Annotated in this window: 31 protein-coding genes; 15 read left to right on the top strand and 16 right to left on the bottom strand. The window is 58.7% G+C overall.

The window, feature by feature from the left end; all coding sequences use genetic code 11:
* Window positions 1–37: 37 nt before the first annotated feature.
* Window positions 38–1,387 carry a type I glutamate--ammonia ligase gene (glnA, locus tag ACZ5OO_RS04785; RefSeq protein ID WP_464077955.1) on the bottom strand — a complete coding sequence of 450 codons (1,350 nt, stop codon included), beginning with the start codon at window positions 1,385–1,387 and terminating at the stop codon, window positions 38–40.
* Window positions 1,388–1,572: 185 nt separating this feature from the next.
* On the opposite strand from glnA, the gene ACZ5OO_RS04790 reads away from it, so the two are divergent.
* On the top strand, window positions 1,573–2,598 hold the full coding sequence (locus tag ACZ5OO_RS04790; protein WP_013266045.1) for an AbrB/MazE/SpoVT family DNA-binding domain-containing protein: 1,026 nt from the start codon (window positions 1,573–1,575) through the stop codon (window positions 2,596–2,598).
* On the opposite strand, the gene ACZ5OO_RS04795 is transcribed toward ACZ5OO_RS04790, so the two are convergent.
* Entirely contained in the window at window positions 2,564–3,238 is a 675-nt protein-coding gene (locus ACZ5OO_RS04795; protein ID WP_464077956.1) for a hypothetical protein, read from the bottom strand. The genes ACZ5OO_RS04790 and ACZ5OO_RS04795 overlap by 35 nt on opposite strands.
* A gap of 87 nt (window positions 3,239–3,325) precedes the next feature.
* Between ACZ5OO_RS04795 and cmk the strand changes: the two genes are divergently transcribed.
* Window positions 3,326–3,883 (top strand): (d)CMP kinase, encoded by a 558-nt coding sequence (gene cmk / locus ACZ5OO_RS04800; protein ID WP_464077957.1) that lies wholly within the window; start codon window positions 3,326–3,328, stop codon window positions 3,881–3,883.
* A 19-nt stretch (window positions 3,884–3,902) separates the two neighbouring features.
* Here the strand turns inward: cmk and albA are convergent, their stop codons facing one another.
* Window positions 3,903–4,202 carry a DNA-binding protein Alba gene (gene albA, locus ACZ5OO_RS04805; RefSeq protein WP_013266048.1) on the bottom strand — a complete coding sequence of 100 codons (300 nt, stop codon included), beginning with the start codon at window positions 4,200–4,202 and terminating at the stop codon, window positions 3,903–3,905.
* 218 nt (window positions 4,203–4,420) lie between these two features.
* Here albA and ACZ5OO_RS04810 point away from each other — a divergent pair, with 218 nt between their 5' ends.
* Together ACZ5OO_RS04810 and ACZ5OO_RS04815 are read left to right on the top strand one after the other, a co-directional pair.
* The gene (locus ACZ5OO_RS04810; protein ID WP_148217231.1) at window positions 4,421–5,638 is read left to right on the top strand and encodes a M48 family metalloprotease; all 1,218 of its coding nucleotides are present in this window, start codon (window positions 4,421–4,423) and stop codon (window positions 5,636–5,638) included.
* A 264-nt stretch (window positions 5,639–5,902) separates the two neighbouring features.
* Window positions 5,903–8,830, top strand: a complete 2,928-nt coding sequence (locus ACZ5OO_RS04815; protein WP_013266050.1) for a DNA-directed DNA polymerase I — start codon at window positions 5,903–5,905, stop codon at window positions 8,828–8,830.
* Between the two features lie 199 nt (window positions 8,831–9,029).
* On the opposite strand, the gene ACZ5OO_RS04820 is transcribed toward ACZ5OO_RS04815, so the two are convergent.
* The 3 genes from ACZ5OO_RS04820 to ACZ5OO_RS04830 all read right to left on the bottom strand — a co-directional run bounded on the left by ACZ5OO_RS04820 (window position 9,030) and on the right by ACZ5OO_RS04830 (window position 11,448).
* Window positions 9,030–9,548, bottom strand: a complete 519-nt coding sequence (locus ACZ5OO_RS04820) for a hypothetical protein (protein WP_013266051.1) — start codon at window positions 9,546–9,548, stop codon at window positions 9,030–9,032.
* Window positions 9,549–9,714: 166 nt separating this feature from the next.
* The gene (locus ACZ5OO_RS04825) at window positions 9,715–11,223 is read right to left on the bottom strand and encodes a sodium:solute symporter family protein (protein ID WP_013266052.1); all 1,509 of its coding nucleotides are present in this window, start codon (window positions 11,221–11,223) and stop codon (window positions 9,715–9,717) included.
* Between the two features lie 6 nt (window positions 11,224–11,229).
* Window positions 11,230–11,448, bottom strand: a complete 219-nt coding sequence (locus tag ACZ5OO_RS04830) for a DUF3311 domain-containing protein (protein WP_048812927.1) — start codon at window positions 11,446–11,448, stop codon at window positions 11,230–11,232.
* A 170-nt stretch (window positions 11,449–11,618) separates the two neighbouring features.
* On the opposite strand from ACZ5OO_RS04830, the gene ACZ5OO_RS04835 reads away from it, so the two are divergent.
* Window positions 11,619–11,840: a DUF2283 domain-containing protein gene (locus ACZ5OO_RS04835; protein WP_013266054.1), complete on the top strand. Its 222-nt coding sequence runs from the start codon at window positions 11,619–11,621 to the stop codon at window positions 11,838–11,840.
* Here the strand turns inward: ACZ5OO_RS04835 and ACZ5OO_RS04840 are convergent.
* The 3 genes from ACZ5OO_RS04840 to glyS are packed head-to-tail and all read right to left on the bottom strand — an operon-like array spanning window position 11,837 to window position 14,390.
* Complete coding sequence (locus ACZ5OO_RS04840) at window positions 11,837–12,289, bottom strand: hypothetical protein (RefSeq protein ID WP_013266055.1); 453 nt, start codon at window positions 12,287–12,289, stop codon at window positions 11,837–11,839. The two genes, ACZ5OO_RS04835 and ACZ5OO_RS04840, sit on opposite strands and share 4 nt — an antisense overlap.
* Window positions 12,286–12,633, bottom strand: a complete 348-nt coding sequence (locus tag ACZ5OO_RS04845) for a hypothetical protein (RefSeq protein ID WP_464077958.1) — start codon at window positions 12,631–12,633, stop codon at window positions 12,286–12,288. Before ACZ5OO_RS04845 ends, ACZ5OO_RS04840 begins: the two co-directional genes overlap by 4 nt.
* 5 nt (window positions 12,634–12,638) lie before the next feature.
* Window positions 12,639–14,390 (bottom strand): glycine--tRNA ligase, encoded by a 1,752-nt coding sequence (gene glyS, locus ACZ5OO_RS04850; RefSeq protein WP_464077959.1) that lies wholly within the window; start codon window positions 14,388–14,390, stop codon window positions 12,639–12,641.
* A gap of 74 nt (window positions 14,391–14,464) precedes the next feature.
* On the opposite strand from glyS, the gene speB reads away from it, so the two are divergent.
* Window positions 14,465–15,379 carry an agmatinase gene (gene speB / locus ACZ5OO_RS04855; RefSeq protein WP_464077960.1) on the top strand — a complete coding sequence of 305 codons (915 nt, stop codon included), beginning with the start codon at window positions 14,465–14,467 and terminating at the stop codon, window positions 15,377–15,379.
* Here the strand turns inward: speB and ACZ5OO_RS04860 are convergent.
* Window positions 15,372–15,614, bottom strand: coding sequence for a TFIIB-type zinc ribbon-containing protein (locus tag ACZ5OO_RS04860; protein ID WP_013266059.1), 243 nt, complete (start codon window positions 15,612–15,614; stop codon window positions 15,372–15,374). The genes speB and ACZ5OO_RS04860 overlap by 8 nt on opposite strands.
* Window positions 15,615–15,706: 92 nt before the next feature.
* Here ACZ5OO_RS04860 and yciH point away from each other — a divergent pair, with 92 nt between their 5' ends.
* From yciH to ACZ5OO_RS04900, 8 genes are all read left to right on the top strand, one after another.
* Window positions 15,707–16,012: a stress response translation initiation inhibitor YciH gene (gene yciH / locus ACZ5OO_RS04865; RefSeq protein WP_464077961.1), complete on the top strand. Its 306-nt coding sequence runs from the start codon at window positions 15,707–15,709 to the stop codon at window positions 16,010–16,012.
* A 73-nt stretch (window positions 16,013–16,085) separates the two neighbouring features.
* On the top strand, window positions 16,086–17,102 hold the full coding sequence (gene cobT, locus ACZ5OO_RS04870; RefSeq protein WP_148217074.1) for a nicotinate mononucleotide-dependent phosphoribosyltransferase CobT: 1,017 nt from the start codon (window positions 16,086–16,088) through the stop codon (window positions 17,100–17,102).
* The gene (gene cbiS, locus ACZ5OO_RS04875; RefSeq protein WP_464077962.1) at window positions 17,089–18,171 is read left to right on the top strand and encodes a bifunctional adenosylcobinamide hydrolase/alpha-ribazole phosphatase CbiS; all 1,083 of its coding nucleotides are present in this window, start codon (window positions 17,089–17,091) and stop codon (window positions 18,169–18,171) included. Before cobT ends, cbiS begins: the two co-directional genes overlap by 14 nt.
* Window positions 18,164–18,679, top strand: a complete 516-nt coding sequence (locus tag ACZ5OO_RS04880; protein WP_013266063.1) for an NTP transferase domain-containing protein — start codon at window positions 18,164–18,166, stop codon at window positions 18,677–18,679. The genes cbiS and ACZ5OO_RS04880 overlap by 8 nt, the downstream gene beginning before the upstream one ends.
* On the top strand, window positions 18,651–19,727 hold the full coding sequence (locus ACZ5OO_RS04885; protein WP_464077963.1) for a pyridoxal phosphate-dependent aminotransferase: 1,077 nt from the start codon (window positions 18,651–18,653) through the stop codon (window positions 19,725–19,727). Before ACZ5OO_RS04880 ends, ACZ5OO_RS04885 begins: the two co-directional genes overlap by 29 nt.
* Window positions 19,718–20,440, top strand: coding sequence for an adenosylcobinamide-GDP ribazoletransferase (locus ACZ5OO_RS04890; protein ID WP_464077964.1), 723 nt, complete (start codon window positions 19,718–19,720; stop codon window positions 20,438–20,440). The genes ACZ5OO_RS04885 and ACZ5OO_RS04890 overlap by 10 nt, the downstream gene beginning before the upstream one ends.
* A complete protein-coding gene (locus ACZ5OO_RS04895) occupies window positions 20,440–21,381 on the top strand; it encodes a cobalamin biosynthesis protein (RefSeq protein WP_464078560.1) in 942 nt (313 codons plus the stop codon). The genes ACZ5OO_RS04890 and ACZ5OO_RS04895 overlap by 1 nt, the downstream gene beginning before the upstream one ends.
* A 19-nt stretch (window positions 21,382–21,400) precedes the next feature.
* Complete coding sequence (locus tag ACZ5OO_RS04900) at window positions 21,401–22,423, top strand: asparagine synthase C-terminal domain-containing protein (protein ID WP_464077965.1); 1,023 nt, start codon at window positions 21,401–21,403, stop codon at window positions 22,421–22,423.
* Here ACZ5OO_RS04900 and ACZ5OO_RS04905 read toward each other — a convergent pair.
* Window positions 22,403–23,113: a DUF72 domain-containing protein gene (locus ACZ5OO_RS04905; RefSeq protein ID WP_464077966.1), complete on the bottom strand. Its 711-nt coding sequence runs from the start codon at window positions 23,111–23,113 to the stop codon at window positions 22,403–22,405. The genes ACZ5OO_RS04900 and ACZ5OO_RS04905 overlap by 21 nt on opposite strands.
* Window positions 23,114–23,212: 99 nt before the next feature.
* On the opposite strand from ACZ5OO_RS04905, the gene ACZ5OO_RS04910 reads away from it, so the two are divergent.
* Window positions 23,213–23,830: a DUF2250 domain-containing protein gene (locus tag ACZ5OO_RS04910; RefSeq protein WP_464077967.1), complete on the top strand. Its 618-nt coding sequence runs from the start codon at window positions 23,213–23,215 to the stop codon at window positions 23,828–23,830.
* Here ACZ5OO_RS04910 and ribC read toward each other — a convergent pair.
* Genes ribC through ACZ5OO_RS04935 form a run of 5 tightly spaced genes read right to left on the bottom strand, consistent with a single transcriptional unit; the run spans window position 23,825 to window position 26,457 of the window.
* On the bottom strand, window positions 23,825–24,241 hold the full coding sequence (gene ribC, locus ACZ5OO_RS04915; protein WP_048812929.1) for a riboflavin synthase: 417 nt from the start codon (window positions 24,239–24,241) through the stop codon (window positions 23,825–23,827). The genes ACZ5OO_RS04910 and ribC overlap by 6 nt on opposite strands.
* Window positions 24,242–24,263: 22 nt before the next feature.
* Window positions 24,264–24,950 (bottom strand): 3,4-dihydroxy-2-butanone-4-phosphate synthase, encoded by a 687-nt coding sequence (locus tag ACZ5OO_RS04920; RefSeq protein WP_013266071.1) that lies wholly within the window; start codon window positions 24,948–24,950, stop codon window positions 24,264–24,266.
* Window positions 24,937–25,665 (bottom strand): hypothetical protein, encoded by a 729-nt coding sequence (locus ACZ5OO_RS04925; RefSeq protein WP_464077968.1) that lies wholly within the window; start codon window positions 25,663–25,665, stop codon window positions 24,937–24,939. Before ACZ5OO_RS04925 ends, ACZ5OO_RS04920 begins: the two co-directional genes overlap by 14 nt.
* On the bottom strand, window positions 25,662–26,285 hold the full coding sequence (locus ACZ5OO_RS04930; RefSeq protein ID WP_464077969.1) for a stage II sporulation protein M: 624 nt from the start codon (window positions 26,283–26,285) through the stop codon (window positions 25,662–25,664). Before ACZ5OO_RS04930 ends, ACZ5OO_RS04925 begins: the two co-directional genes overlap by 4 nt.
* Window positions 26,272–26,457, bottom strand: coding sequence for a hypothetical protein (locus tag ACZ5OO_RS04935; protein WP_464077970.1), 186 nt, complete (start codon window positions 26,455–26,457; stop codon window positions 26,272–26,274). Before ACZ5OO_RS04935 ends, ACZ5OO_RS04930 begins: the two co-directional genes overlap by 14 nt.
* Window positions 26,458–26,531: the final 74 nt, after the last annotated feature.

The following is a 26,531-nucleotide window of genomic DNA, read 5'->3' on the forward strand; positions in this document are numbered from 1 at the left end:
TTATAAAAAAGAACCGAGAGTCCCCTTTTTGGCAGGTTCAATAGCTCATGTACATGTAGAGCTCCACAGGCGACGGGTACATCCTTATGGCGTCCGACTCCCTCCTCTTAACCTCTATGTAGGACTCTATCAGCTCCTTGCTCATGACTGGCAGCAAGTACTGGTAGTCGCTCTCCAGGGCGTCAAGGGCCTCGTCGAGGCTCTTGGGCAAAGTCTTGAGGCTTCTGCCCTCCATCTCATAGACGTTGTCACTGACGGGGTCACCGGGGTCTATCTTCCTAACTATGCCATCGTAGCCGGCGAGGAACGTGGCCGCCAGGGCCAGGTATGGGTTGCAGAGGGGGTCTGGGCTCCTGAACTCCACCCTCGTCAGGCCCTTGTTGCCTCCGGTGGCCGGCACCCTAACGGCGGCGCTCCTGTTAGAGTAGCCCCAGACCAGGTACACCGGGGCCTCGTAGCCCGGCACCAGCCTCCTGTAGCTGTTAACGGTTGGCGCAACGAAGGCGGCAAGGCTCCTGCCGTGCTCCAGTATGCCACCTATGAAGTACCTGGCCGTCTGGCTCAGCCCGTCGCTGTCGTCAGCGAAGAGGTTGTTTCCCTTGGAGTCCCAGAGGCTCAGGTGAAAGTGAAGGCCGCTGCCGTTGTCCCCGTAGAGCGGCTTAGGAAGGAAGACGGCAACCATGCCGTTCTCCCTGGCGACCTGCCTGGCGACCTGCTTGAATGTTACTATCTCGTCAGCGACGAACAGCGGGTCGCCAGCCTTCACGCTCACCTCCGACTGGGACACCGCGACCTCGTGGTGGGTGGCATTGAAGTCATACCCGAACGCCCTGAAGTACTTCAACATCTTCTCCCTTATGGGCTCGAGGGTGTCCATGGGCTCAGGAAGGTGGTAGGCCCTCTTAACCACGCTGTGCGGCGCCTCGGTGTCCCACGGCTGCTCCTGGCTCACTACTGAGTAGCCTACGCCCCTCAGCGGGTTGAGGACGTCTATCTTAAGTGACTTGAAGAGGAAGAACTCCACCTCAGCGCCCGCGAGGGGGCCGTAACCGCTGTCGGCAAGGTACTTTATTGTGGCCTCCGCCACGTACCTGGGGTCCTTCCGGTACCTCTGGCCGCTCGGCTCGTATATTTTGCCCAGTACCCTGGCCCTCTCGGGCCTCCACGGTATCCTCGAGAACGTTGACTTGTCCGCTGCCAAAAGTAGGTCGCTCCTGTTTATAGGCTCGAAGCCCTCGACGCTGCTGCCGTCAAATGCCGCAATAAAGCCGTCGGACTTCTTGAGGTAGCTCTCGTAAGGTATGGTCACGGACCTTACGATTCCTGGCAGGTCTATATACTGTACCTCCAGGAAATCAGGGTCCTTACCCGCCTCGGCCTCGCCCATGTCGGCCTCACAGGCAAGGTAACCTGTAGCACACTAGGTTATAAATTTTTCTAAGCCTTTTCAGATAAAACATGTGCTTTAATTTTTATGACAGACATATACAAATACTTGTAGAATTATGGTGGAGTGCTTTTAACCGCTGTACATTTATTTGTCCCACCCTGTATACCTTAATAGGGAGCAGTTTGAAAGCCCTCACCTCCGATGAAGGTTCCCTGGAGGGCCGCGTCCTTCCCCGCAAAGTCCAGAAGCTGGGCACCTCGTCGCTCATAATAACGCTGCCGCGCGACTGGGCGAGGTCGCACGGCCTCAAGGCAGGCAGCATGGTAACCATAGTTGAGGACGGCGACAGGCTCGTGGTTATACCATACGTCAAGGGCAGGCCTCTTACTGCGTCCTTCTCGCTCAAGCACCTCAACATATGCAAGCACCTGGGCCGCGTGGTCTTCTGCGCCTACCTGTCAGGCCTTGACGGCCTGACATTTTACTCCAACAGGCCCATAAGGGCCGACCTCGTGGAGAAGATAAGCAGGGTCTCGGAGACTATAAACAATGACAGCGTCAAGGTATACCTGAACAACATGTATGAGGTCAACGTCGCCATAGAGGAGTACAGGGACGACATAGCAAACGCGCTGGCCAACTACGGCAGGAGCCTCGCCTCGGCCTTCTCGAGGCTCTCCCAGCACGTGGCCGGCATAAGGATGACCGAGGAGGAGCTCGAGAGCATATACAGCGACCTGAGGGGCCTGGCCTTCAGGACCCTCAGGTCGGGGGCCAAAGGCGTGGGATACGGGATATCTCAGGAGCACCTGAACAGGCTCCTCATGGCTGGGGTAGGCCTAATGGTGCTAGTCAACGACTCCTTCTACAAGCTGGGCAAGGACCTCCTGACCCTGGACAGCCAGCTCACGCAGGACGAGAGGGACAGGGTCAAGTTCCTGTTCCAGGTGCTTGAGGTCTCCCTGGTGGCCGCCTCGCTTGGGGTGGAGCCGCCTAGCATAAAGAAGGAGGAGGACGCGTACTTCAAGCTCAGGAGCCTGCTCGACCTTGAAGGGGAGCTCAGCGACATAGTGCGCAACTCAACGGCTGCCTACGCCTACATACTGGCTAAGACGCTTGACATAGCGAGGATTATAAAGAACATAGAGGAGACCCTGCTCTGCCACGCGCTCTTCAAGAAGTACTCTGAGTCTGAGCAAGAGATATGATGTAGCTCTCGGCCCTGAGCAGCGATGAGAGGAAGCTGTCAGTCACCGACGTAAGCTTCCCCTGCAGCTGGGGGTCAGGCCCATTGACCAAAGACTTTGCTATAACAGAGAGGTTCTGGGCCGCCTGCTCCGCCTGCGACAGGTAGCCAGTAAGGGTAGAGTTGGCCCCCGCCTCAGCCCCCACCAGCTGCAGGGACTTTATGGCCTCCACGCTCAGGTTGGCGGCCTCGGAGGCGGCAGTGGCCAGCTCATACCTGTAGTAGACGCTAGGAGTCTGGTTCGCCTCTATTGTGAGGTTCACGGCTGCGTCAAAGCTCTTTACGGCTATCAGGTTAAGCTCCAGGGACACGTTAGTAATTAGGAGCGACCTCTCGGCGTTCAGCACGTCTATTGTGGTGTTAAGGTACTTCGTCAGGTTCTCATAGTCCTTGAGCAGCTTGACGCTCTCATTTAGCAGCTTGGCCGTGCCCAGGGCGTAGCCCGTGACGTTCTGAAGACTTGAGTAGACTCTGTTATACCTGAACTGCAGGGAAGTGTAGTTGAAGTACCAAGCCACGTTGGTGGAGATCAGGACCACGGCAAGCGCGATTAACACTATGAACGCTGCCGCCTTGGACTTAGGACCCCCCTGCTGGGACAAGTCTTAAACCCGGGCAGGCGCACGCCTAAGAGCCTATTAAGCTGATCTGAACCGCCTAACTTAAGAGCCTTAAGGAGGCTTAGGGGCTTGAGCTCCATATGCAACGGCCGTAGGCCTGTCATAGTAGTCTCCGGCCAGCCGGGCTCGGGCAAGTCAACCTATGCAAGGAGGCTCGCGGCCGAGCTCGGCCTGAGGTATTACACCACAGGTCAGGCCTTCAGGAGCCTCGCGGAGAGGATGGGGGTCAGCCTCATGGAGCTTAACAGGCTCGCTGAGAGGGACCCATCCATAGACCTCGCCATAGACGCTGAGTCTCTTAACGAGGCCAGGAGGGGCTGCGTCGTGATAGACAGCCACCTGGCCGGGTGGCTCCTGAGGGACCTGGCGGACGTCACGATATACGTCAAGGCCTCGCTGCCGGAGAGGACAAGGAGGATAGCCTTAAGGGACTCCAAGCCTGAGAGCGAGGCGCTGTTCGAGGCATCCCAGAGGGAGATAAGCCACTGGGAGAGGTTCGCCAAGTACTACGGCATAGACCTGAGGGACCTGTCAAGCTATGACCTAGTGATTGACACCACGAGGATGGGCATCGAGGAGACCTATCAGGTGATCCTTACCTTCGTCAAAAAGGCCCTTTCTGTTTGACTTCGCTGAAGGCCTGCGCTTAGGCCTTAGCTATGCAGATCTCTATGCTGCTTACCCTCCTTGTCTTCTGCTGGTTCGTCTGCGGGTCGGTGACAGTTATGTCGTGGCTGCCTATGTCAATGCCCTTTATTGTGACGTTCTTGGCAAACCTGCTCCTCACTATCTCGACGGTGTCTACGGCCTTAGTTATGTTCCTTCCCCTGGCCTTTATCACCACCTGGCTGACGTTCTGCTCCATTAGGGTTGTCAGGACTGCCAAAACATAGTTCATTACAGGCTTCTTACCGATCCTTACCTCAGGTGCGCCCTCACAGACCATTTCGGACACCTCAGACCTAGACCTATGGACTGATTTGCAGTAGGACTATAGCCCATATAAAAGCTTTTTGGAGCCTCCCGCGCTGTTTGGGCAGGCGTTTTGTCGGAGCCTGGCGGTGGCCTGCCTAATTGAAGCTAGCGCTTTTAACTTCTCTGGGCTGGAAATGAACTATGAGAAGAGATAATAAAAAGTGACAGGAGGAGGTGTGCAGCGTGGTAATGTACGATCCGCTCTTTGGGCTTTTCGCGTTTATGATGGCCTACTGGTGGCTGCTGATCCTAACTTCTATAGCCGCTGGGGGCGCGGTGGCATTAATGGCGGCAATAGCGCCTAAGGCGATCAAGGGCGAGCCTAAGAGCCTGGCGAGGCTAAGGACTTCAATGGCTATAACAGCAGTGGCAATAGTCCTAGCTGGGGTCGGCGTCTTCATAGGGGTGGCCGAGCTCATTGGCTACATCTTTGGGTACTCGCTCGCGGGCTCCTACCTAGTAATGACTGCCGTCATATTCACGTTCTTCATAATATTGATACAGTGGCTCCTCTCGCCGCTCTTCATAAACCTGGTGTACAGGACCCACCCGCCCAGGACTGACGAAGAGAAGAAGTACCAGGCGATGCTAGAGGAGGTCGCCAGAAGGAGTCGCATAAGGACGCCTAAGCTCAGGATAGCAGAGACCAACGTGCCAAACGCCTTCTCCTACGGCAGCCCACTGTCTGGCAGTTACGTGGCCGTTACGAGGGGGCTCCTCAACCTGATGCCCGACGACGAGGTTGAGGCTGTGCTAGGCCATGAAGTAGGTCACCTCAGGCACAGGGACGTCTCATGGATCTTGGCACTAAGCGTCATACCCCTGGCAGTCTACTACCTAGGTCAGATGCTCATCTGGAGCGGCTTCTTTGGAGGCGGTGGCGGCGAGGGGAGGGGCAGGGGCAGCGGGGCAAACGGCGGCATACTGCTGATGCTTGTTGGAATGCTGCTGGTGGTGGTAGGCGTCGTGTTCAGGTTCCTGGTCGGCAACTTCAACAGGCTAAGGGAATATTATGCAGACGCTAACAGCGCCATGGTGACCTCCCCAAGGAAGATACAGAGGGCCCTGGCGAGGCTCCACATAGCGGTAGAGGGCAACAACTACTTTAAGCACCAGGTCAACTCCAGCAGCGGTTCCATGCTTAAGGCGCTCTTCATAGTGGCGCCCTTCGTTGAAATAAGTGGGGGCTTCCTGTACGAGCCCGATGAGGGCGCATGGCCCTGGAGGAGGAGAAAGGAGCCTGACCTGAGCAGGTACAGGGACTACGACGTCGACCAGCTGATAGAGAAGATAAAGAATGAGAAGACGGATCCAGTGGCTGAGATGTTTGCAACGCACCCGCCTATACCAAAGAGGCTCAGGTTCATTGACAACATAAGGTACTCCGTGAATCCTGTTGAGCCTTAATTCGAAGTCTTTTCTTGCTCTAAGTGAAGGCTTTCTCCACCTGGGGCTGCCCCGTCAAGTCACCATATAAATTAATAATAAATAAAAATAGATAATACCGTCGCTGGTGGAGGGCTAAGCCCCCTAGGCGGGTTCGGGCCAGCCTGGGGCCCTTTCATTAATAGGTGCCAGCGCAGCTCCAACAGCTGGGGTTGAAGCCTGACGCCTGAACCGGCCGCCAAGAAGAAGGGGCCAAACCTGGACGAGTTCCTGAAGCAGCTCGAGATGGCCCTGCGTAACGACGGGTCCCCCCAGGCAGGAGGGCAGGGCAGGGCCAACGAAGGACGCAGCTCAGCGGCCTCAGCAAAATCAGAAGGGAAGGGCGGCGGCAATGATAGGGCCCCAGCAAAACAGCCCCAGAGCCAGAAGCAGCCGGAGCCTGCCACGGGTAAGAGGGCGGCCAGAAGCATACTAGACTTCATGAGCGAGCCCAGCGCCCAGGAGCCGCCCCAGACAGCCCAGAGGCCAAAGGCAGAGCGGATCGATAAGCAAGAGGCCAGCGAGGTCCCTACTAAGGTTCAGCAGGAGCCGGAGGAGCCGCCAAGAAGCGAGCCTGAGGTTAAGGAAGTTAGACTTCCCGAGACCTACGCGTGGTACGCCAGCTCCAATGATTACCTGGTTGAGGCCCAGCAGGGCCAGAGGGTCCCAGGCCAGTGGTGGCTCTTCCAGGAGGAGACCTACGCGGCCCAGGCGTCAGGCTACCTGCTTGAGGTAAGGTATGACGGCGACCTTGGCAAGGCCGTCGCCTTCATATATGACCCCTCAACAAGTAAAGTGGTTAAGTGGGTGGACAGGACCGGGCATAAGCCCTACTTCCTGACAAACATGGAGCTCGGGGAGGACGGCAGACCCCCTATAGATTTGACCAAGTACAAGTCCTTCAGCAACCTCGCAGTGGTGACCAAGAGGGACCCTATAACCAACCGCGACGTGAAGCTGACTAAGATAATAACCAACGATCCCCTGGCCGTCAAGACGCTGAGGGCTGTGCTTACAGAGAAGGGCTACAGGGTGTGGGAGGCGGACATAAAGTACTTCCTGAACTACATCTATGACAGCCAGCTCATACCTGGCATGCCGTACGACGTGTCTGACAGCTGGAGGCAGAAGGAGTGGAAGCGCAGCGAGGAGTTGGAGAAGCTCATAAAGGAGTCCTTCACCGAGGACCTGAGGGACATGGCGCTTGACTGGCAGTACATATTTGAGGAGCCGTCACCCAAGGTCCCTAAGGTCGCCTTCGACATAGAGGTCGTGGCCCCTGGCGAGGGCCGCTTCCCTGAGCCCAAGGAGGCTGACATGCCGGTAATGAGCGTCTCCATAGTAGATGACAAGGGCAACAAGTCCGTGCTCCTGCTGGCCAGGCCTGCGAGCCGGTTCAGCGGCAGGCAGAAGCTCGAAGGCGAGGTTGAGCTCTTCGACAGCGAGAGGGCCATGCTGCTCGAGCTGCTGAGGAGGCTGAGCCGCTACGCCGTGGTCTTCACGTTCAACGGCGACAACTTTGACGTGCCATATATCTACAACAGGCTGGTAAACCTAGGCGTGAGGCCGGAGGACATACCAATAGTGTTCCTCCAGGACTACGTGACCTTCAAGGGAAGGCTGCACGTGGACCTTCACAGGGTCTTTGACATAAAGGCCCTGCAGAGCTACGCCTTCGGCAATAAGTACAGGGAGAAGAGCCTTGAGGCGGTTTCCGAGGCGCTCCTCGGCCAGACGAAGCGTGAGATCAGCACGTTCCTTAACGACGTGAGCCTTGACGAGCTGGCGGCCTATAACCTTCAGGACTCAGTGCTGACCATGGGCCTCGTCATCTTCAACAACGAGCTCACCTGGAACCTGCTGGTCCTCCTGATGAGAATAAGCAAGTCAGGCCTTGAGGAGGTCTCCAGGTCCCAGGTCTCGGCCTGGATAAAGAGCACCCTTTACTGGGAGCACAGGAGGAGGGGCCTGCTGATACCGAGCAGGGAGGACATAGAGAGGATGATAGGCAAGCAGGCCCCGAGGAGCGCCGCCATAATAAAGGACAAGAAGTACAGGGGCGCCATAGTGCTCCAGCCGCCTCAGGGCGTGTTCTTCAACGTAATAGTCCTTGACTTCGCAAGCCTGTACCCGTCCGTTATAAGGAACTGGAACCTGAGCTATGAGACTGTCGACAACCCGTACTGCCAGAAGTACGTCGAGGCCCCTGAGGTTGGGCACAGGATATGCATGGACAGGAGGGGGATCTCAAGCCAGCTCGTGGGACTGCTGAGGGACTTCAGGGTTAAGGTGTACAAGAAGAAGGCCAAGAGCAAGGACCTAAGCGAGGAGGAGAGGATCTGGTACGAGACCGTCCAGGCGGCTATGAAGGTGTACATAAACGCTAGCTACGGCGTCTTCGGAAACGAGGCGTTCGCGCTCTACAGCCTCCCGGTGGCCGAGAGCGTCACAGCGATAGGTAGGGCAACGCTGCTTGAGACGCTGCGCAGGGCCTCGGAGCTGAACCTGCACATACTCTATGGCGACACTGACAGCCTCTTCGTCTGGGACCCGCCGAAGGACGCCCTCAACGAAATAATAAAGTACGTGCAGGAGAAGCTGGGCATGGACCTGGACATAGATAAGACCTTCAGGCTGGTGCTCTTCAGCGGCCTCAAGAAGAACTATGTAGGCTTTGACGGCGACAGCTACATAATAAAGGGCATGGTAGCTAAGAAGAGCAACACGCCCGAGTTCATAAAGTTTGAGACGGCCGACGTCATGAAGATATTGAGCGGCCTGCAGCGCCCGGAGGACCTGGAGAAGACCCTGGACCTGCTCAGGGAGAAGGTGCAGGAGATATACACTAAGCTCAGGAGGAGGGAGTACACGCTGGACCAGCTCGCCATATCAGTGATGATGAGCAAGGACCCGATGGAGTACAAGAAGAACACCCCACAGCACGTCAAGGCAGCCCTGCTCCTCATAAACGAGGGCGTCCCCGTCACCAGGGGGGACATAATATCGTTCGTGAAGACGAAGGATAAGGTGGGCGTTAAGCCCGTGAGGCTTGCAAGGCTGGCCGACGTTGACACTACTAAGTACCTGGAGTACGTGAGGTCAGCCTTTGAGCAGTTCCTGCTGGCCTTCGGGGTCAGATGGGATGAGATGACTGGCGTCAAGAAGCTCCTCTGAAGCGTCAGCCCTCACACGGTTCCTCATCCCATGGGTCGGGCCGAAGTCGCTCTTCATCCGCCGCCTCCTCAGCTGTGGAAGAAGTTTAAGTGCTCTGAGCTCCACTGCTAAGAATTGAAAGGCCTTCGCGCAAAGGAAAACATAGCGAAGAACACTAAAGTTAAAGAAAATCAGGAAAAAGGGCTATAGGCTTTCGTCATCACTTGGGGCTCCTTATGCCCCACAGCTTCCTGGCGGTGACCTTGAGGCCCGCACTTATGGCGTCAAGTATCTTGGGGTTCAGCTGCATCCTGGCCCTCGCTGGGGGCGGTGATATCTTGCTCAGCTGCAGGCCCAGGCTCAGCACTGAGCTCAGCACCTCGCGCGAGCCTGGGTACTTGGTGCCCCCTATGAGGTCGGCGAAGTAGGGCGCCCACGCGGTTGGGTCCCTGCTCCTCCTAGTTATCACCAGGAAGCCTCCAACCGCGGCGCCGACCTCAGGCTTTATCTTGTATGACGTGTAGTTGCCGGTGCTGGCCTCCTCCTCTATGTAGTTGCCGTTCTTAAGTGCCGTGGAAAGCATGTCAAAGAGCTGCTGCGCCTTCCTGCCGCCTATCCTTACCAGGGTGGCCTCCCTTCCCTGAGATCCTGGCCCCCTGAACTGTATGATTAGCCCCCTAGCTGTCTTCCTGAGCACGAGCCTGTACAGCACGGGCTTAGAGCTCTCCTCTGCCGCCAACCTAGCTCACCTCTACGACTCACAGAGTTAGTGACAGCCAGCTAAATTATAGTTTTCCTCCGCGAAACGGGGGCTATCAGCTTCTGCGAGCATTGTCTGGAAATACCGCCACGTGAGACGTCATAATTAAAAAAGGTGAAACAATGACCTGTAGCTGACTAAATGGTCACTTACTGGGCCTCCAGCCGGCAGCGTAGGCTATAGCCGTGCCCAGGAGCACTACAGCTATGTTTATTGCAAGCGATATGATGCCTATGTATATCGAATGCCCAAACACAGGGTAGGCTGACTTTGTCAGCGGGCCGAAGTGATTGGCCAGGAGCAGCAGGTATATTCCTGATAACATACCAGCAACCCACCCTGCAATTAGGGAGTGCTTGTTCAGCTTCCTCGTCAGGAGGCCCAGGAACACCGGTGGAAGGGTCTGCAGTATTATGATCCCTCCAGTGAGCTGAAGCTGAATTGCATACGTCAGCGGGGTCACGAACACGAAGCCCAGGGCGAGGAACTTGAAGAACACCGAGGCCCACTGCGCGGCCCTGGTCTCCCCCCTCTCGCTGAGCCTGAAGAATGGCTTTATTAAGTTCCTGACCAGCAGGTTGGCCTGAGCTATGGCCATTATAGCAGCTGGCACCATGCCGCCAACGAATATGCCCAGGAGCACTAAGCCGGCGAACCACGACGGCAAGGTGGCCACCGCGAGGGCTGGAACAGCTAACAGGCCCCTCTCGGCGGCCGGGAACTGGGAGAGCAGGCTCTCGGCGCCCGGGGAGGCGTAAACCAGTATGCCCAGCAGCGCGAGTATCGCAAGCCCTATGCCGTAAAGGGGCAGGAGCGCCGTGCTGTACCTGAGCGCCTTCCTGGACTCCGAGCTGAGGGAGCCGTTAACCGCGTGTGGGTAAAGATAGAGTGCCAGCGCGCTCCCTATGAAGAGGCTCTCATAGGCTGAGGCGAACGCGGGCTTGAGGTACTCAGTGCCGCTGATAAGGTTGTGCTTGGCAGCTGCGCTGAAGGCCGCGGAGAAGCCGCCATTTATCGAGAGCGGCACTATAATAATGAGCGATATGACCCCAAGCCACACCAGCACGTCCTTGAACACGGCCCCGAGGGCCGAGCCCCTGAGGCCGCTCGTGTAGGTGAAGGCGGCCAGTATTATGAATGCCACCACCAGCGCTATCTCAGAGATCCTTGTGGCGCTTGAGAGGCCGGTCATCATGACCTCCAGCACGGCCCTCATGCCGTCTATCTGAAGGGCTATGTAGGGCAGCTCCGCCACTATGCCCGTTACAGCAACAAGTATAGCTAGCGTCACGGAGTTGAACTGGTCCTGGACGAAGTCAGCGGCCGTTATGTACCCCTTCTCCCTGGACTTGTCCCAGAGCATAGTCATAAACAGCATGGCGACGGCGAAGGTTATGGCTACGTAGGGCACCGCAAAGAAGGCTATGGCGCCCTGGGCATACTCGAGCGATGGGACGGCCACAAAGGTATACGCCGTGTAAAGGTCGGCGCCTATGAGGAACCATGCAAGGAACACTCCAAGCCTCCTGCCGGCCAGGGCCCACTCGTGCAACTGGGCTAGGTTGCCCCTCCTCCACCTGGCCCCGTAGAAGCCCAGGAACACGAAGACCACAAAGAAGGCCCAGAACGTAACCCAGCCGGCGATGCCCAGCATGCCTTCTCACCTCCCGCTGAGCCACCTTTCCCACAGGACTGCAGCTACGATGAACAGTAGCGACGATATCACCAGCCAGAGCGTCTGGTACCAGTAGAAGAACGGAACGCCCCCAAGGGACGGGCTGACAAAGTCATAGGTTGTATATGCCATGTAGGCTATGAGAGGTATTATAAGGAGTATTGCGATCACTACCTTCTGTCCTACGGTAAGCCCTCCGCTCATCTCTATCACTAGGAATACCTAGACTTGTATACATTTTTTATGCTTTTTTCTTAGCTCATATATGTTTTATCTTTTTATTATTTAAGACTCTAACTAAAAGGCCTTGGGTTTCCATCGCGGCCTGAACGTTATTTAACTAAGCCTGAGAGCAGGAGAGGCAGGGTCAGGCATTGCAGGGGGCCGGCGAGGGCTATCCAAGGAAGTTAGTAATAGGGGATATCAACAACATGTGGATAGAGTATGACAAACAGAGCGACACACTATATATAGGGTTCAGCGACAAGGAGGCCGAGGAGAGCTTCATGCTCGACGATGGGACGATAGTTAACGTCAGCGGCGACGAGCTGATAAGCATAGTTATACAGAACGCCAGCAGCAGGCTTAACCTCTAGCCGCTCCTCCTTACCTTTGAGGACACGCTGACGAGAACTTCCTGTATCAGCCCCGTCACCCTTCCAATGCCGTCAATGTCCTCACTTACGTCAACTACCCTGCTCGCCGCCGACAGGAGCTCCCTCTCCCTCCTTGAGCCTGCCATGAGGTAGTAGCCCAGGAGGGCCTCCATGTAGTCGTCCCTTGCAAGGCAGCACCCGACGAGCATCTCGTACTCCCTGGTGGCCTTCTCTATTCCCTCCCTGGCGCTCCTGATGGACCTGATTGTGTCCTCTATCTGCTCTACCATGCCCTCCCTCTCTTCATCCCTCAGCGACATGTACTGGTTAAGCTGCCCCCTCATCCTCTCCAGGAGATCTGCGTGCTCCTGGAGGGCCTGGGCCGCCCTAGTAACGTTGAACTGAATAAGTTCAGTTATGTTACCGCAGTTCACCTTGCAGTCGCTCACTTCGGGGACCTCACTGACACGGTGCTCCTGTCGGCTATTCCGTGCTCCCTCATTTCGTCAGGGTTGGCCCACACCGAGGTGTCGTCGTCCGTGGACTCATCTATGGCTGCCTTGAGCCTGAGCCTTATCTTGCCTCCCACGGCTATCTCAGCCTCATCAGTTATGCCGAGCTCCGTGGCCAACTTCTTGGAGATCCTTAGGGTCCCCTGCTCGACTGCAGCGTCATGTATGAGCTTCACCCTCTTCTCCTGTATCTTGGACTGCTTCGAGTAGATGGTAGACGCGGGAGGTATGAAAGACAGCATCTTGCCGATGTCCACTTTACCCTCGTCACCCGAGCTCATGGTCTCTACCCTTCAGGCTCTACAGGCTTCCCGAGCTGAGCTATGTCCACCAAGTTATAAATAAATTTCTTCAAGGCCTCGGGCGCGTCCTCAAGCCTGAGCCTGACCTGGCGCCACGTGTCCCTGTCCCTCAGGGTCACAGTGCCATCCTCAAGGGTCTGGTAGTCAACTGTGAAGGCCGCCGGCACGCCTATCTCGTCCGCCCTCGCGTACCTCTTGCCAATGCTGCCCGAGTCGTCGTAGAGCACAGTGAAGCCCGCGGAGACCAGCAGGTCCCTGAGCTGCCTGGCCCTGGCCTCGAGCTTCTCCTCGCCCTCTATTAGCGGGAACACAGCGGCGTCCACGGGCGCCAGGTACCTCGGCAGGGAGAGCACTACCCTGCCCTCCTTCTCCCTGTAGGCCCTCTCAAGTGCCACGTAGAGCAGCCTGTCGGTGCCAAAGGAGGGCTCGACCACGTGGGGTGTGTAGCTCCTGCCGCTGACCTTCTGCTCAACCTCCACTATCTTAACTGCCGAAGCGGGGAACTCGAAGTCCCCCACCCTGAGCTTGCCCGTCTCCCTGAGCTGCCTCTCGGCCTCCTCCGCGGGCAGCGACTCGGCCAGCTTGACAGCCTCGGAGGCCCTTGACCTGTAGGTGCGGCCCGCGTAAGCTAGGTCCACGAGCACCTTCTTCACCTTCTCAACGCGGGGCTCCTTGTAGGGCTCAAACACCTTCAGGTCCTGGCCGCTGTACTTCATGTGCCTGCTGAGGTCGTAGTCACCCCTGTAGGCGTAGCCGGCCACCTCCACCCAGCCCCACCTTGAGGTCCTGACGAGCTGGTCGAAGACCTGCGTGGCGTAGTGGGCCTTCTCCTTGGGCCCCTTCTCCTCGAAGAAGGTCTCGTCCTCGGGCACTCCTACGTACTTAACGAGGTCGAGGCCCACGGTCATCCAGTAGGCCATGCATGGGTGCGCCACGACATTCTTCTCTATGAGCTCCCTCACCGTGAACTCCTGCGGCCCCCCGCCCTCAAGGCGGACCTTGTACTGCCTGACCCTGAGCTTGCGGTCCATCACCCTGTCTAGGTTTGGGCAGTGGTCGCTCTGGGGGTCGAAGAAGAACTCCATCTCCATTATTGTGAAGTCCCTCAGCCTTATCATGCCCTGCCTTGGGCTTATCTCGTTCCTGCCGACCCTGCCAACCTGGGCTATGCCGAGCGGCATCCTGTTCCTCATGGTCTCGAGGACCCTCCTGAAGCTGACGAACATGCCCTGGGCCAGCTCTGGCCTTATGTAGCCCACGCTCCCCTCGTAGGGGCCTATCTGGGTCTTGAAGAGGAGGTTGAACGTGCTTACCTCCGAGAGCTCGCCCCCGCAGACGGGGCACCTTATGTTGTTCTCCCTTATCTTCCTGGTCAGCTCCTCCGGGCTGAGCCCCTCAGCGCTGACCTTAAGGGCGTCCTCGACCAGGTGGTCAGCCCTGTATATCCTGCCACACTTAGTACACCTGACAACGGGGTCGGTGAAGCTCTCCACGTGGCCGCTCGCCTCGTAGACTATGGAGGGCCCCACTGCGGGGGTCTCTATCTCTACAACGTAGTCCTGGTGATTGAACACAAAGAGCCTCCTCCAGGCCTCTATTATCTTGCGCTTCACAGTCAGTCCGTATGGACCTATGTCGTAGAACCCCGCGAGTCCGCCGTAGATCTCGTAGCTGGGCCAGAAGAACCCCCTTCTCTTGGCGAGGTCAACTATCTTGTCATAGATGTCCTCCGTCAATCCTGTTCACTTCCCGCGCTCCCTCTGTGCATGAGGTTTTAATCTATTGAAGCGACATGACCAAGGGGACTGGGATGGGGCTCGGAAGGCTTTACATAACCACTGCTAACAGGCAGTTCGCCGGCATAGAGGGTAACCCGAAGTCTAAGTATAGGATAATAGGGGTCCCCTACGACTCGACGACGAGCTTTCGGCCCGGCACCAGGTTTGGCCCTGACGCCGTCAGGCTCGCCGCTGCTGGGCTCGAGAGCAACAGCGCCTTCATAAAGGACGTCTACCTCGAGGACCTGTCCCCCCTCGATGAAGGCGACGTCGCTGTCTCTATTGGGGACACCGGCGAGACCCTTGCTAGGGTCGAGGCCGTGGTGAGGGAGCTGGCCTCGGCGGGCCTCCCAGTTATGATAGGCGGCGAGCACACAGTTACGCTCGGCGCCCTCAGGGCCCTGGCTGACAGGAAGCCCTGCGTTGTCATGTTTGACGCGCACCTGGACCTCAGGAACGAGTACCTTGGCCTCAAGGTGGGGCACGCGACCTTCATGAGGAGGGCCCTGGAACAGGTCAACATACCCAGGCTAATTTACATAGGCACCAGGGCGTTCTCAAGGGAGGAGCTCGAGTTCGCCAGGTCCAAGGATAACATAATAACCATCTTTGGGCCCTCTGACCTCATCACCTTGGGCCCCATCAACGTGGCCTCCAACGTGCTGTCAGCCCTCAAGAGCTGCGAGAGCACATACCTGACTGTAGACATGGACGCCTTCGACCCTGCCTACGCCCCAGGCGTCGGCAACCCGGAGCCCCTGGGGCTAGCGCCGTACGAAGGGCTCTACCTGGTGTCCCGTATAGTTGACGAGAGGCTTATCGGCATGGATGTGGTCGAGGTCTCGCCCCACTATGACCCAGGGGGTGGGACGGCGGCGCTAGCCGCCAAGGTATTAATAGAGGCCATGCTTAAGCACTACGTATCGCGGGCTAAGGCCTCTAGATAGCGTAGACCCTCCTCGGGGCAACTATGGTTGAAGGCGCCCTCACCTTAACGAATATCCTGTAGCCGCACTTTGGGCACACCATGCTGTAGTATTGGCTCAGCTCGCTCTTGCTGGCCTTGTAGCCGCACCTGAGGCACATGTAGTAGACCTCCCTAGGCTTAATGCCGTAAAGCTCCACCTCCCCAGACTCGCCCGTCCCCTGGGCCTCGCCCTCGTCCACAGGCTCCTCTGACACCTTAGGCTACCCTAAAGGTAGCGGCCCGGCAAACGTATATATCCTTAGCTACAGCCTATCAGCAAGAGAGGGAGGGGTGGCTGCAAAAACCCATGTCTGAGAACATAGAGTGTGGGGGACTGCCTCCTGAGATCTGTGAGCAGCTTAACGCAGAGCAGCAGATTATTAAGATAAGACTTGAGATAAGGAAGTTCAACAAGCAGGTCACAGTAATCGAGGGCATAGACAGCAAGCAGTTCAACCTCAAGGAGATAGCTTCAAAGCTGAAGAGCGAGCTGGCGGCCGGCGGCACCTATAAGGATGGAAGAATAGAGATACAGGGCGACCACAGGAGAAGGGTCAAAGAGATCCTCGTCAGGATGGGCTTCCCTGAGGAGAACATAATGATAATAGAGTAAGTACCTCTCGTTTTGCACTCACCCTAAGGCTCTTTTTTAAATGGCTGGCTACCCTAGCCAGCCAGGGACAGCGTTGAGGCCGATAGCCGTCTACGTGGGCGGCTCAACTCTTACCTCCACAATCCCAGGCCTCAGCATAGCCGGCCCCTCCCCAGAGGGGACCCTCTACACCCCCACGCTCGACCTTGAGTACCTGACGCTCGGGCTTCCCAGGACCATGAATGTGATTCCCATGACTCCTGACGGCCTGCCGACGCCAGCACTCATAACCAGGGCCGCGCTTGAGCTCATCAAGGTCCCTTACCTTGTCGTTGACGCCGGCACCTACTATGGAATAAAGGCGCCGCACGTGAGGCTTCCCAGCGCTAGACATGGGGGAAATATAGCCGAGGGGCCTGCGATGCCGAGGGGCACCGCCAGGTCCCTCTTTGAGGAGGCGAGGACCTTGGGGAGGCTCATATCAAGGGGCCACGACCTCGTCCTCATAGGTGAGACCATACCTGGCGGGACCACGGTGGCCGCGGCAATAATGAGCGCGGCCGGCCTGGACGGCGTGAGCTACGTGAGCAGCGCCTCCCCTGACAACCCCAAGGACCTGAAGCGCCAGGTGGTCTCTAAGGCGCTCAGCAGGGTCAGCGAGGGGTCAGACATATTCAGCATAGTTGACGCCGTTGGCGACCCTGTTCACGTGACCATGGCAGGCGTGGCCCTCGGGGCTATGGAGGAGGGGGCCATGGCTGTGTTGGCCGGGGGCACCCAGATGGGGGCGGTCCTTGCAATCCTCAAGGGAGTTGGCGCGGACACCAGTAAGGTCTCGCTGTGGACGACCAAGTGGATCCTTAACGACGAGACGTCAAACATAAGGGCCATAGCCGAGGCCTTTGACGTCAGGGACCTGGAGGGATCCGAGGTAGACTTTTCCGACTCGCCGTTTGAGGGGCTGAGGATGTTTGAGAGGGGCTTCGTTAAGGAGGGCGTCGGCGCTGGGGGCACCATGGTTTTGGCCGCCAAGATGGGATTTGACGCGAACAGCGTCAAGTCGGCCATATACTCCGAGTACAAGAGGCTAAGGAACCTTGGCAGCGCTTGAGCTGGGCGACAGGTACCTTATAGTGAACTTCGGCGCCCCCAGGCACATACTTACCACGGCCCACCCCGAAGGCCTGGTGATGGCCTCGAATGTTGCAATTTACCAGGTAACAGACTCCGACGACCTTTCAAGGCCTGAGAGGTTCAAGGAGGAGGTCAGGAGGGCCCTGGGCCTCGGCGGGAGCGACCCGGTGATGCTCACCGCGGCCGACGTTAGCAAGTATAGGAGCGCCGTCGAGGGCAACTATGGGGTCGTTGCCACAGTGGGCCTCTCTCACCCCTCATGCCACGACATGAGGTCGACGTACGTCCCCCTTATGCCATCAACTATAAACATAGTTGCCTGGGTGCCCGACAGGCTGACGGCGTCAGCCATGGTAGACCTCCTCAGGGTCGTGGCGGAGACGAAGGCTGCAGCCTCGGCGGACCTGATGCTCAGGTGCGACGGCGGGAGGGCCACGGGCACCGTGAGCGACGCCATAGCTGTGGCCGCCACCCTAGATCCCTCAGGAGCCCTGTGGGCTGGGCAGGCAACCACTGTAGGCTCCAAGGTGGCGTCCCTTGTCTACAGGGCTCTCGTGTCAGAGAAGCCCTCCCGCGAGCAGGTGCTCTCGTGGGCGCTGGGCCTCAGCCTCGAGGAGCTAGTCGATGACGCCATGAAGCTCTACAGGTCAGCCCCAGTGCCCGGCGTGGCTGAGGGCAAGGTTAAAGAAATGGTCGCACGAGAGCTCAGCCGAATACTTCAGGACCCGAACGTCTGGGCCTTCATAGTGGCCGCCAGGGAGAACGACATCAGGGGACAGGAGGGCCTGCTGCCTGGCCTCGGTTCCGATGAGTTCGCAGCCGACACCAAGAAGGTTATAGCCGATGAGCTGCTGGCCACAGCGCTCAGCCTCTACATAAACGGCTTCAAGGCTCTGACCGCCACGTACTGGGCTGACACCATGAAGGACAGGCTCGGCCTTAAACTGGCCTCGCTGCCGATGTTCGAGGACGACATAGCTGCGTCCCTGGCGGCCTCAGCCCTCTCGAGGGTCTACGACAGGCTCCTGGGCGAGGGCCATGATTGAGGTGGCGGCCATAATGGCCGGAGGCCTTGGGTCAAGGCTTGGAGGCCCCTGGAAGCCCACGGTTAACGTCTGCGGGAGGCCCCTCATAAGCTACGTTATTGATGCCGTCTCGCCAGTGTCAAGGCTCGCGCTAATAGTGACTTCACCCGCGTCCTCGAGCTACCTGAGGGGGCTCTCGCTGCCGCCCAGCTTCGCTGAACTTATGCTGGATGGCAGCGGCTACGGCTATGACCTTGGAAGGCTGCTTAACGTCGTGAGGCCGAGGCCCCTGCTGGTGCTTCCGGCGGACCTTTATGGCCTGAGGGCCAGGGACCTGGAGGAGGCCTGCCGCGTGAGCCTTAGGGTCGCGGAGCCCGTGGTGACTGTGAGGGCGCGCGGAGAGTACGTCGGCATTTCCATCTTCAAGGGCTACAGCTACGATGAGTGGGCTGACGTAGATATTGACATGGACGTGATAAATGTTAACGACGGTGAGTCGCTTGAGGAGGCCCGCGGCAGGTGTAAATAGAGCCCATGGGGGAGCGGCTCCCCCTGGGGCCCTGGACTTCAGCGCCCCAGCGAACCCCCTGGGGCCTCCGCCTGGGCTGAGGGAGGCCGTCAGCGAGTGCGCCGCCCTGGGCTCCTACCTCAGGTACCCCTCCCCAAGTGACTACTTGAACCTCCTGGGAGCGGTCTCCGAGTTCCTGGACGTTGACGAGGACCACATAGTGCTCTCCAACGGCTCGGCCGAGCTGCTGTCCCTAATACCGCTCTCGCTCAGGGCCAGGAGCCTTATAGTGGTGGAGCCCAACTTCGGCGACCACGAGCTCCTTGCGAGGGCGACGTCCCTGGAGCTGGTCAGGGTCGTGATGAGGCCCTCGGACAACGCCTTCTCCCTAGACGAAGACGGCGTCATCAGAGCCGCTAAGGCTGCGAGGGGGCCTGCCGTGCTGGTGCTCTCCAGGCCTAACAACCCCACGGGCCTTACTGTTGATGAGAAGGCCATAGATCGCATAGCATCATCCCTGCCCAGGCACGCCTGGATGGTCGTTGATGAGGCCTTCGTGGACCTCTGCCCCAGCTGCCGCAGCCTAGGTGATCGCGACGACATAGTAGTGCTCAGGTCCTTTACTAAGAGCCTCGCGTCGCCGGGCCTCAGGCTGGGGGTCATGGTGACCGCAGACAGGAGGGCCCTTGAGGCTATAGCGGGCTCCATGCAGGCCTGGCCCGTGGACTCTATAACGGCCTGCTCGCTCTCCAAGGTCCTTGCCCTTAAGTCAACGGCGCTTCACGTGGAACGGGGGAAGGAGATAGTTAGGCAGGAGCTGCCCAGGGTTACATCGGCCCTGAGGTCCATGGGGCTCAAGGCCTTTGACTCCTCGGCCCCATACGTTTTGGTAAGACATACGCTGCCAAACCCTCAGTTCCAGAGGTCCCTGCTGGCTCACGGCTTTTACGTCAGGGACGCCTCCACGTTCTACTCCCTTGACAGCCATTACTCAAGGATATCGATAAGGTCGCCTGCGGAGAACGACGCCATCTTAAAGGCCATCGAGGTGGTCATGGGTTGGGCCTGAGGGACCTCCTGGCCCTGTTCACAAGGCTCCCAGTGGGGTCTGGGGACCTGGAGGCGGCCGCCTCGAGCTTCTACATGGTGCCCATAGTGGGCCTGGCGGAGGGCGTCATAGTGTCGCTCGTGGGCCTCGCGGTTTCAGCTGTTAAGCCAGCGCCTATGCTAGCAGCGTCGCTGATGCTAATAGCTCACGTTGCCGTGACCGGCGGGCTTCACCTGGACGGGCTGGCCGACTACAGCGACGTCCTGGGCTCAGGCCTCAGGGGTGAGGAGGCAGTTAGAGTCCTCAAGGATCCCAGGAAGGGCTCGTTCGCTATCATGGCAGTCGTGGTGGCCCTGGTGGCCAGGCTCTCGGCGTTCTACTACCTCTACAGGTGCCCAGCAATCATAGTTGCCGCGTACGCGTCGTCCCTGGAGGCCTCCTTTGTGGCCGCCAGGGCAGGTGTCCAGGAGCCCTACGAGGGCATGGCCTCCCGCTTCGAGAGGGCTGCCAGGGACGGCCGACAGCTGCTGCTAAACGCGCTGACCTACATAGCAATAATGACAGCTATAGCTGTCTTAAGGCCGCTCAGCCTCATAGGTGCAGCGGCGCTGCTGGCGGGCTTCCTGCTCGCGGCCGACGCGAACTCAAGGCTTGGTTTCGTCAACGGCGACGTGATGGGCGCTTCCATAGAGGTCGGCGGAGTGGTGGCCCTGGTCCTGGGTGCCCTGGCTTGATGCTGCCCAGCTTCCTTTACCCAGGTCCCTTGGAGCTCCTCTCAGCCCTGGCCCTCGCGCTCGTCCTTGACATAGTCTACCCCTACCACAGCGGCTTCATGCTGATGGTACACCCTGTCCACACATCCTACTTCATGGCGCTCAGGCTCTACAGGCCGTTCTCGTCGCGCGCCCGCGGAGCTATGATATGGGCTGCGGTCATGTCGTCTCACCTGGTGGCTTACGCGGCGGCGCTCTACCTAGCCTACAGGCTCAGCCCCATCGCGTGGATTATTGTGGCGGGCTACATAACTAAGACGTCGACCTCCATGAGGCTGCTCATAGACGAGGTCAGCGTCGCGGGCAGGGCACTTGAGGAGGGGGACCTGGGCAGGGCCAGGGCCCTAGCCCAGGGCCTCGTGAGGAGGGACCTAAGCGTGGAGGACGCAGGCCACGTGGCATCAGCGGCCATAGAGTCCCTGGCCGAGAGCCTCAATGACGGCTTCGTCTCCCCCCTCCTCTGGTACGCAGTCCTTGGACCCCTGGGGGCCCTGGCCCAGAGGCTCGTCAACACGTTGGACGGGGCGCTGGGATTCAAGGACCCCGAGCACCTGAAGGTGGGGTGGGCGAGCGCCCGGGCTGATACCATAGTTAACTACATACCCGCGAGGCTCACGGCCGCGCTGATAGTCATAGCCTCCGCGAGGTCCGCCAGGAGGGCGGCAGCCGCGTGGGCCTCGTGTTCAGGGCTGACAGAGAGCCTGAACGCCGGCGCACCGATGTCGGCCATGGCAGGAAGCCTTGGAGTGACCCTGGAGAAGAGGGGCTCCTACACCCTCTGCCCTGAGTTCGGCAGGCTCCCGGGGCCCCAGGACATAAGGGCGTCGGTCAGGGTCGCCTTAGCGGCGGCGTCGCTTATGGTGGGCCTTGAGGCTATTATTTTAGCCCTGCTGCGCGCCTGATCGCGGAAGTGAAGCCATCTTGAGCTGCGAGGCCCTGGGCCTCAGGCTCCTTAGCCGTGTGGGCGACCTGCTCAGGAGGAGCTCCTGCGACTGCGTGCTTTTCAGCGGCGGCATAGACACCAGCTTTGTCACCCTCGCAGCCGTGGAGGCCGGCCTGAGGCCTAAGCTGATCACAGTCCTCTTTCAGGGGTCCGCCGATGAGCCATACGCTGAGTACGTCTCCAAGGTGCTGGGGCTTGACCTAGTTAAAGTGAGGCCGACCCCCGAGGAGGCCCTTGAGTGCATCGACGTCGCCCTAAGGTCGATGGTTACCATAGACCCCATTGAGGCTGTCTCGGGAAGCGCGGTGTGCCTCGGGCTCAGGAAGGCCAGGGAGCTCGGCTGCAGGTGCGTGGCAACCGGCGACGGAGGGGACGAGCTATTCATTGGCTATGACTTCCTGTTCGGCAGGGACAGGAATTACCTTGATGGCTGGCTCAGCAGGGTGGCCAGCAGCGCCTTCTTCAACTCAGTTCCCATATCAGCCCAGCTCGGCGTCACCGTGCTCCTGCCCCTCTACAGCGATGATGCCAAGGCAATCTCGCGGGAGGCCTTTAATGAGGGGTGCGACGTCAGGGATGTTAACGGAACCACTTACGGCAAGTACCTCATGAGGAGGGTCCTGGAGCTCAAGGGCCTCAGCCTGGTGGCCTGGAGGAGGAAGGACCCCATAACCAGGGGCAGCGGCTCAGAGCGGCTGCTGGGCCTCATGTCGTCCCTGGTGGGAGATGAAGAGGTCAGGAGGCTGACATCGCTTACGGGCGTGCTGGTGCCCTCAAGGCCTCACGCCTACCTGCTGGGCAGGAGGCTGTCCCTCAGGCTCCCTATGCCTGGCAAGGCGACGAGGAACTCCTGTCCCATATGCGGGTCTGAGCTTAGGGACGGCTTCTGCAGGTTCTGCGGCGCCTACATTGACGAGGCAGGGAGCCTCTCCGTCTACTCCGACGACGCGTCCAACATATCTGGGGCCTCCAGGCTCCTCTCAAAGGGCCCTAAGGGCTGAGAGCATGAACCTGGCGTTGCCCAACATCCAGTGGTCGTTGTTAAAGAAGACGTAGACCTTCCTTGGGCTGAGGGACCTTATGGCGCTGACGTCCTCCATGAGCTCCCCCTCGCTGTAGTTGTAAGCGTACCAGGCGCTCCTCCCGTGCATCCTGAGGTAGACGATGTCGTTGAAGCTCCTTATTATCACCCCGAGCGGCGAGTCCAGCGACACGAACGTGGCCCCCAGCCCCCTGGCCTCCTCAATGGCCTCCTCGCTGAGCCAGGAGCTGTGCCTGAACTCAAGGGCTGCCCTCGGGCCGAGCCCTGCCCTGGCCAGGAAGTCCCTCAGCCTCCCCAGGTTCTGCTCGTTAAAGGAGAAGTTCGGGAGCAGCTGAAAGAGGTAGAAGTCTATTACGTTATCCATTGGAGAGAAGAGCTGCCTGAACTTAAGCCAGAGCTCCTGGGCCCTCTCGTTGAGCCTGTGCACGTGGGTTATCAGCCTGCTCACCTTGATGGACCACCTGAGGCCTGAGCCCCTCCTGGCCCAGCCCTTGACCTGCGATGGGAATGGGAACCTGTAGAACGAGGCGTTGAGCTCCACGGCGTTGAGGCCGCTTTTGCTCACGTACCAGTCAAGGCTGCCGTCCTCGTTCCAGTCGTAGAGCCAGCCAGAGGTCCCGACGTAGACCTCCAAGCCCTGAGCCTCCACAATGTTATCCCCGTCAGCTAGCTTAAAGGCCCTTAGGCCTGCTATCTAACCGCGTGGAGGTGCGGGGCCGCGCAGGGGGACGCCAACAAGGGCGATGAAGTGGGGAGCAAGCTGATGTCGCTGAGCCCCCTCTCGCTCTACATACTGTTCCACCTGAAGAAGGCCAACGTGGACTACGCGGGGTCCATATCTAAGGTAATAGAGGTCCCGATAGATAAGGTCGTTGATGAGCTTGACAGGCTTGAGGCGGCCGGCCTGATACAGAGGAGGGTGGGGGGCTCGTCAATAAAGCGCAGCGAGGCAAGGTTCAAGCTGTCCGACGAGGTTCACAAGCATCACGTCTACTACGAGCTGAGCAGGGAGGGGGAGGGCCTGGTGAGGAGCCTAATGCGCGACCCCCAGGAGCTCTGCAAGTACTTTGAGTACCTGACAGGTCACAAGAACGTGCTCAAGCTTCTCCTCTTCCTCTTTGAGGTTGAGAATGAGCACGCGGGCACGCTGGCCAAGGTGGTCGGCGACACCCCGTGCAACACCGTGGACCTGCTGGACAGGCTTGAGACCCTGGGCCTCGTAACCAAGGTAAAGGAGAAGGTCATAAAGGCCTCCCACAGGAAGGCGAAGCCAAAGCCTGAGACGAGGACCCACCACGTCTATTACAGGGTGAGCGAGCTGACGAAGATGCTCATAAGGTACAGCGGCCTCAGGAGGGCCTCATAAGGGGCCGACGCTTGGCCTTCCCTGCCTAACCCCCTGGCCGGCCCACGGCCTGAGCGCGTCAAGGCCTCCCGTCAGGAGCTTCACCAGGTTCTCCGCGTGGGCCCTCGCCCTGTTTATAGCTATCTCCTTGAGCTCCCTTGGGTCCTGCGACTCGTCCTCGTGGACCGTCACGTCGACTATGACCTTCCCCGTGAGCACCGATAGCATAACGAGGCCGACGCTCATGGCTATGTAGCTGTACTTGTCCACCTGGGAGGCGCCGACCCAGCCAAGAGTTATAATGCCGTCGCACCCCATGTCTATGAGCCTGCGGGCGGCCCCGGGGAGGTCCTTTATGCCTGGCACTGTGTACCTCACTACCCTGTAGTCTGGGAGCTCCTCCCTCAGCACCTCCTCGGCCACGGAGCCCATGTCGACCCTTGAGAACGTCGTGTCAATCACTCCAACACAGTTCGACCCCTTCACAGGCCTCCATCACCTCCCTGCCGCTCACCAGCGCCAGGCCCTCCCTCTCAGCGATAGCCCTGGCCTTTTCAAGGCTCAGGGAGGGGCCGCGGTCAAGCATCTCGGCAAAGGTGGTGGCGGGCTCAAGGCCTGCCAGCGTCGCTAACGCTATGCTGAGCTCCGTGTGCCCCCTCCTGCTCCTGAGCCCCCTGGACGCGAGGAGCGGAACATGCCCGGGGGCCTGGAACTCGCCCAGGAACTTCCTCCTCGCCCCCTCCCTGTCGCCCGAGACGAACATCTTGACGACCTCGTAGAGCTCCCTCACGGTCCTTGACCTGTCCACGTCGCTTATGCCCGTCCTCACTGACATGTGGTTCACCCATATGGTGAAGGCCGGCCTGTCGCCGTAGAACAGCTTCCTCTCGGTCAGGGGCCTCAGGGCTGGAACCGAGGCTATAAGGTCGTCGCCCCAGGGCACCCCGAGGTAGCTGGCTATTGACCACCTGGTGGCAAAGCATATGAGGCCCCCGGCCATGGTCCTTAAGGTGTATATGGCGTCCGGAGTCACTGAGGACGCGTGATATACAAGGTCCACCTCTGACTCCCTGGAGTCCGAGTCATATATCAACACTGGCCTGCCGTCCTTGAAGGCCTTTATGGCATCATCTACGCCCACGCTCAACCACCAACGAGGTAGTTAGGGCCAGCAGGGAGATTATTAACAGAACGTAGGGCCCCTCCAACAGGTCCTTGCCCAGGGCCTCCCCGCCTCCGCTGCCTGGACTTACATATATGGGCGGCGGCAGGCCCTGAGGCTGCGTATGATGAGCAGAAGGGCTGCTCGTTAAGCCTCCCAGCACTATATTGGCATACCAGCCGTCACCCCTAAGCAGGACTGAGAGCCACGTTGAGTTAGTGAAGTATGTTATGAGTTGAAACTCCGGCAGGTTACCCTCAAACTCAACTATGTGGCCGCAGCTCGCCTCAGACTCGTTTATAATGCTTTCAAGGCCAGGGATCCCGCTGGCATTTACGTAGGAGCTGCCCTGCCAGATCCCCACCAGGGAGGCGTTGCTGCCGTTCACGCACAGCGTTACATCAGCGGTCCAGCCTCCAAGCGATTGAACGTACGTGGGGCTCACGTTGATGAGCTTGAGGGACGCGTTAGAGATGGTTATGAGAACTAGGCCTCTGGCCTGGTAATAAGTCGTTATCTTGGAGCTGCCGGCTGGAAGGCTAACATATGTGACGTCAACGCCGTTAACCCTTAGAGCTGCCAGCTGAGGCGATGCAAGCGTTATCGTGGAGTTCTGAACGGCTACAGAGCTGTTGCCTATCAGTATCAACATGGCCAGCAGGAGTAGTGCCGGGAGCGTCTGGCACCAGCTCAAGGCATCGCACCGACGGTGGCGTTAGTGAGGGCCTGCACGAAGGAGCCTGTCAATATTGTTACACTTGACTCCATCAGTGCCGCGACCACCAGCAGGAGCACTGAGAGCACCAACATGGAGAACGCCACGGAGTAGGCCTTGCTCGGCCCCCGCTTAAAGATGAGAACCATGGAGGAGGCCACCAGCGAGAACGCCGGTATCTCTATAACGCCGTGCGGCGCCAGGAAGTAGAATATTGCGAGCGAGCTGCCGTGAATCGGTAGCGTGTAGACGCTGACGAAACCGACGAGGCCCCCGTTGAGCACTACCACAAATATCGGAAAAACTATGGTTATCATGAGGACGAAGTCCATTATGTCCGTCAAGGAGTTCTTGGCAAATATTATGCCAGGCAGGGTGGCGTAAAAGTAAGGCGACGATGTATTTACAAAGCTTACTATGCTCCTTATGCTCTGCGTCTGGTTCAGCAGGTACTGGCCTACGTAGCTGCTTACTATCTCCTTGTAAAACGTGGCCACCAAGATGGCTACTACACCAAAAGCGATAATGAACAGGTACCAGGCCCTCCTGTAGGTGCTGTCACCGGCAAGCTCATCTAGCGCGTCGTCAAGCAGGCCCATCCCCCTCACCCCATGCGACCAGGACGGCGCAGTCCCTGGCTATCCTGTCGGCTATCTTCAGAAGCATCTCCGGGGTCGTCTCAACAAGGCGGACGCTCTCGCAGGCCCTCAGGCACTCCTCGGGGCTGCCGCACCTAACGAAGTTCACTTTAAACTCAGGCGCTTCGCTCAAGCTGACCCGGCCTAGTGAGCGACTGGCCGTGAAAAGTTAAATGAATATAGCTTTCAGCAAACACAGGGTTCTAG

It is taken from the genome of Acidilobus aceticus (assembly GCF_055392325.1).

Excerpts from the sequence above, each read along its gene's own strand:
- ACZ5OO_RS04845 (WP_464077958.1), bottom strand. The coding sequence starts at position 12,633 with ATGAGCTCGGGTGACGAGGGTAAAGTGGACATCGGCAAGATGCTGTCT.
- glnA (WP_464077955.1), bottom strand. The coding sequence starts at position 1,387 with ATGGGCGAGGCCGAGGCGGGTAAGGACCCTGATTTCCTGGAGGTACAG.
- speB (WP_464077960.1), top strand. The coding sequence starts at position 14,465 with ATGGGGCTCGGAAGGCTTTACATAACCACTGCTAACAGGCAGTTCGCC.
- ribC (WP_048812929.1), bottom strand. The coding sequence starts at position 24,241 with ATGGGCTCCGTGGCCGAGGAGGTGCTGAGGGAGGAGCTCCCAGACTAC.
- albA (WP_013266048.1), bottom strand. The coding sequence starts at position 4,202 with ATGGTCTGTGAGGGCGCACCTGAGGTAAGGATCGGTAAGAAGCCTGTA.
- yciH (WP_464077961.1), top strand. The coding sequence starts at position 15,707 with ATGTCTGAGAACATAGAGTGTGGGGGACTGCCTCCTGAGATCTGTGAG.
- ACZ5OO_RS04880 (WP_013266063.1), top strand. The coding sequence starts at position 18,164 with ATGATTGAGGTGGCGGCCATAATGGCCGGAGGCCTTGGGTCAAGGCTT.
- ACZ5OO_RS04930 (WP_464077969.1), bottom strand. The coding sequence starts at position 26,285 with ATGGGCCTGCTTGACGACGCGCTAGATGAGCTTGCCGGTGACAGCACC.
- ACZ5OO_RS04895 (WP_464078560.1), top strand. The coding sequence starts at position 20,440 with ATGCTGCCCAGCTTCCTTTACCCAGGTCCCTTGGAGCTCCTCTCAGCC.
- ACZ5OO_RS04815 (WP_013266050.1), top strand. The coding sequence starts at position 5,903 with ATGGCCCTGCGTAACGACGGGTCCCCCCAGGCAGGAGGGCAGGGCAGG.
- ACZ5OO_RS04830 (WP_048812927.1), bottom strand. The coding sequence starts at position 11,448 with ATGAGCGGAGGGCTTACCGTAGGACAGAAGGTAGTGATCGCAATACTC.
- ACZ5OO_RS04810 (WP_148217231.1), top strand. The coding sequence starts at position 4,421 with ATGTACGATCCGCTCTTTGGGCTTTTCGCGTTTATGATGGCCTACTGG.
- ACZ5OO_RS04825 (WP_013266052.1), bottom strand. The coding sequence starts at position 11,223 with ATGCTGGGCATCGCCGGCTGGGTTACGTTCTGGGCCTTCTTTGTGGTC.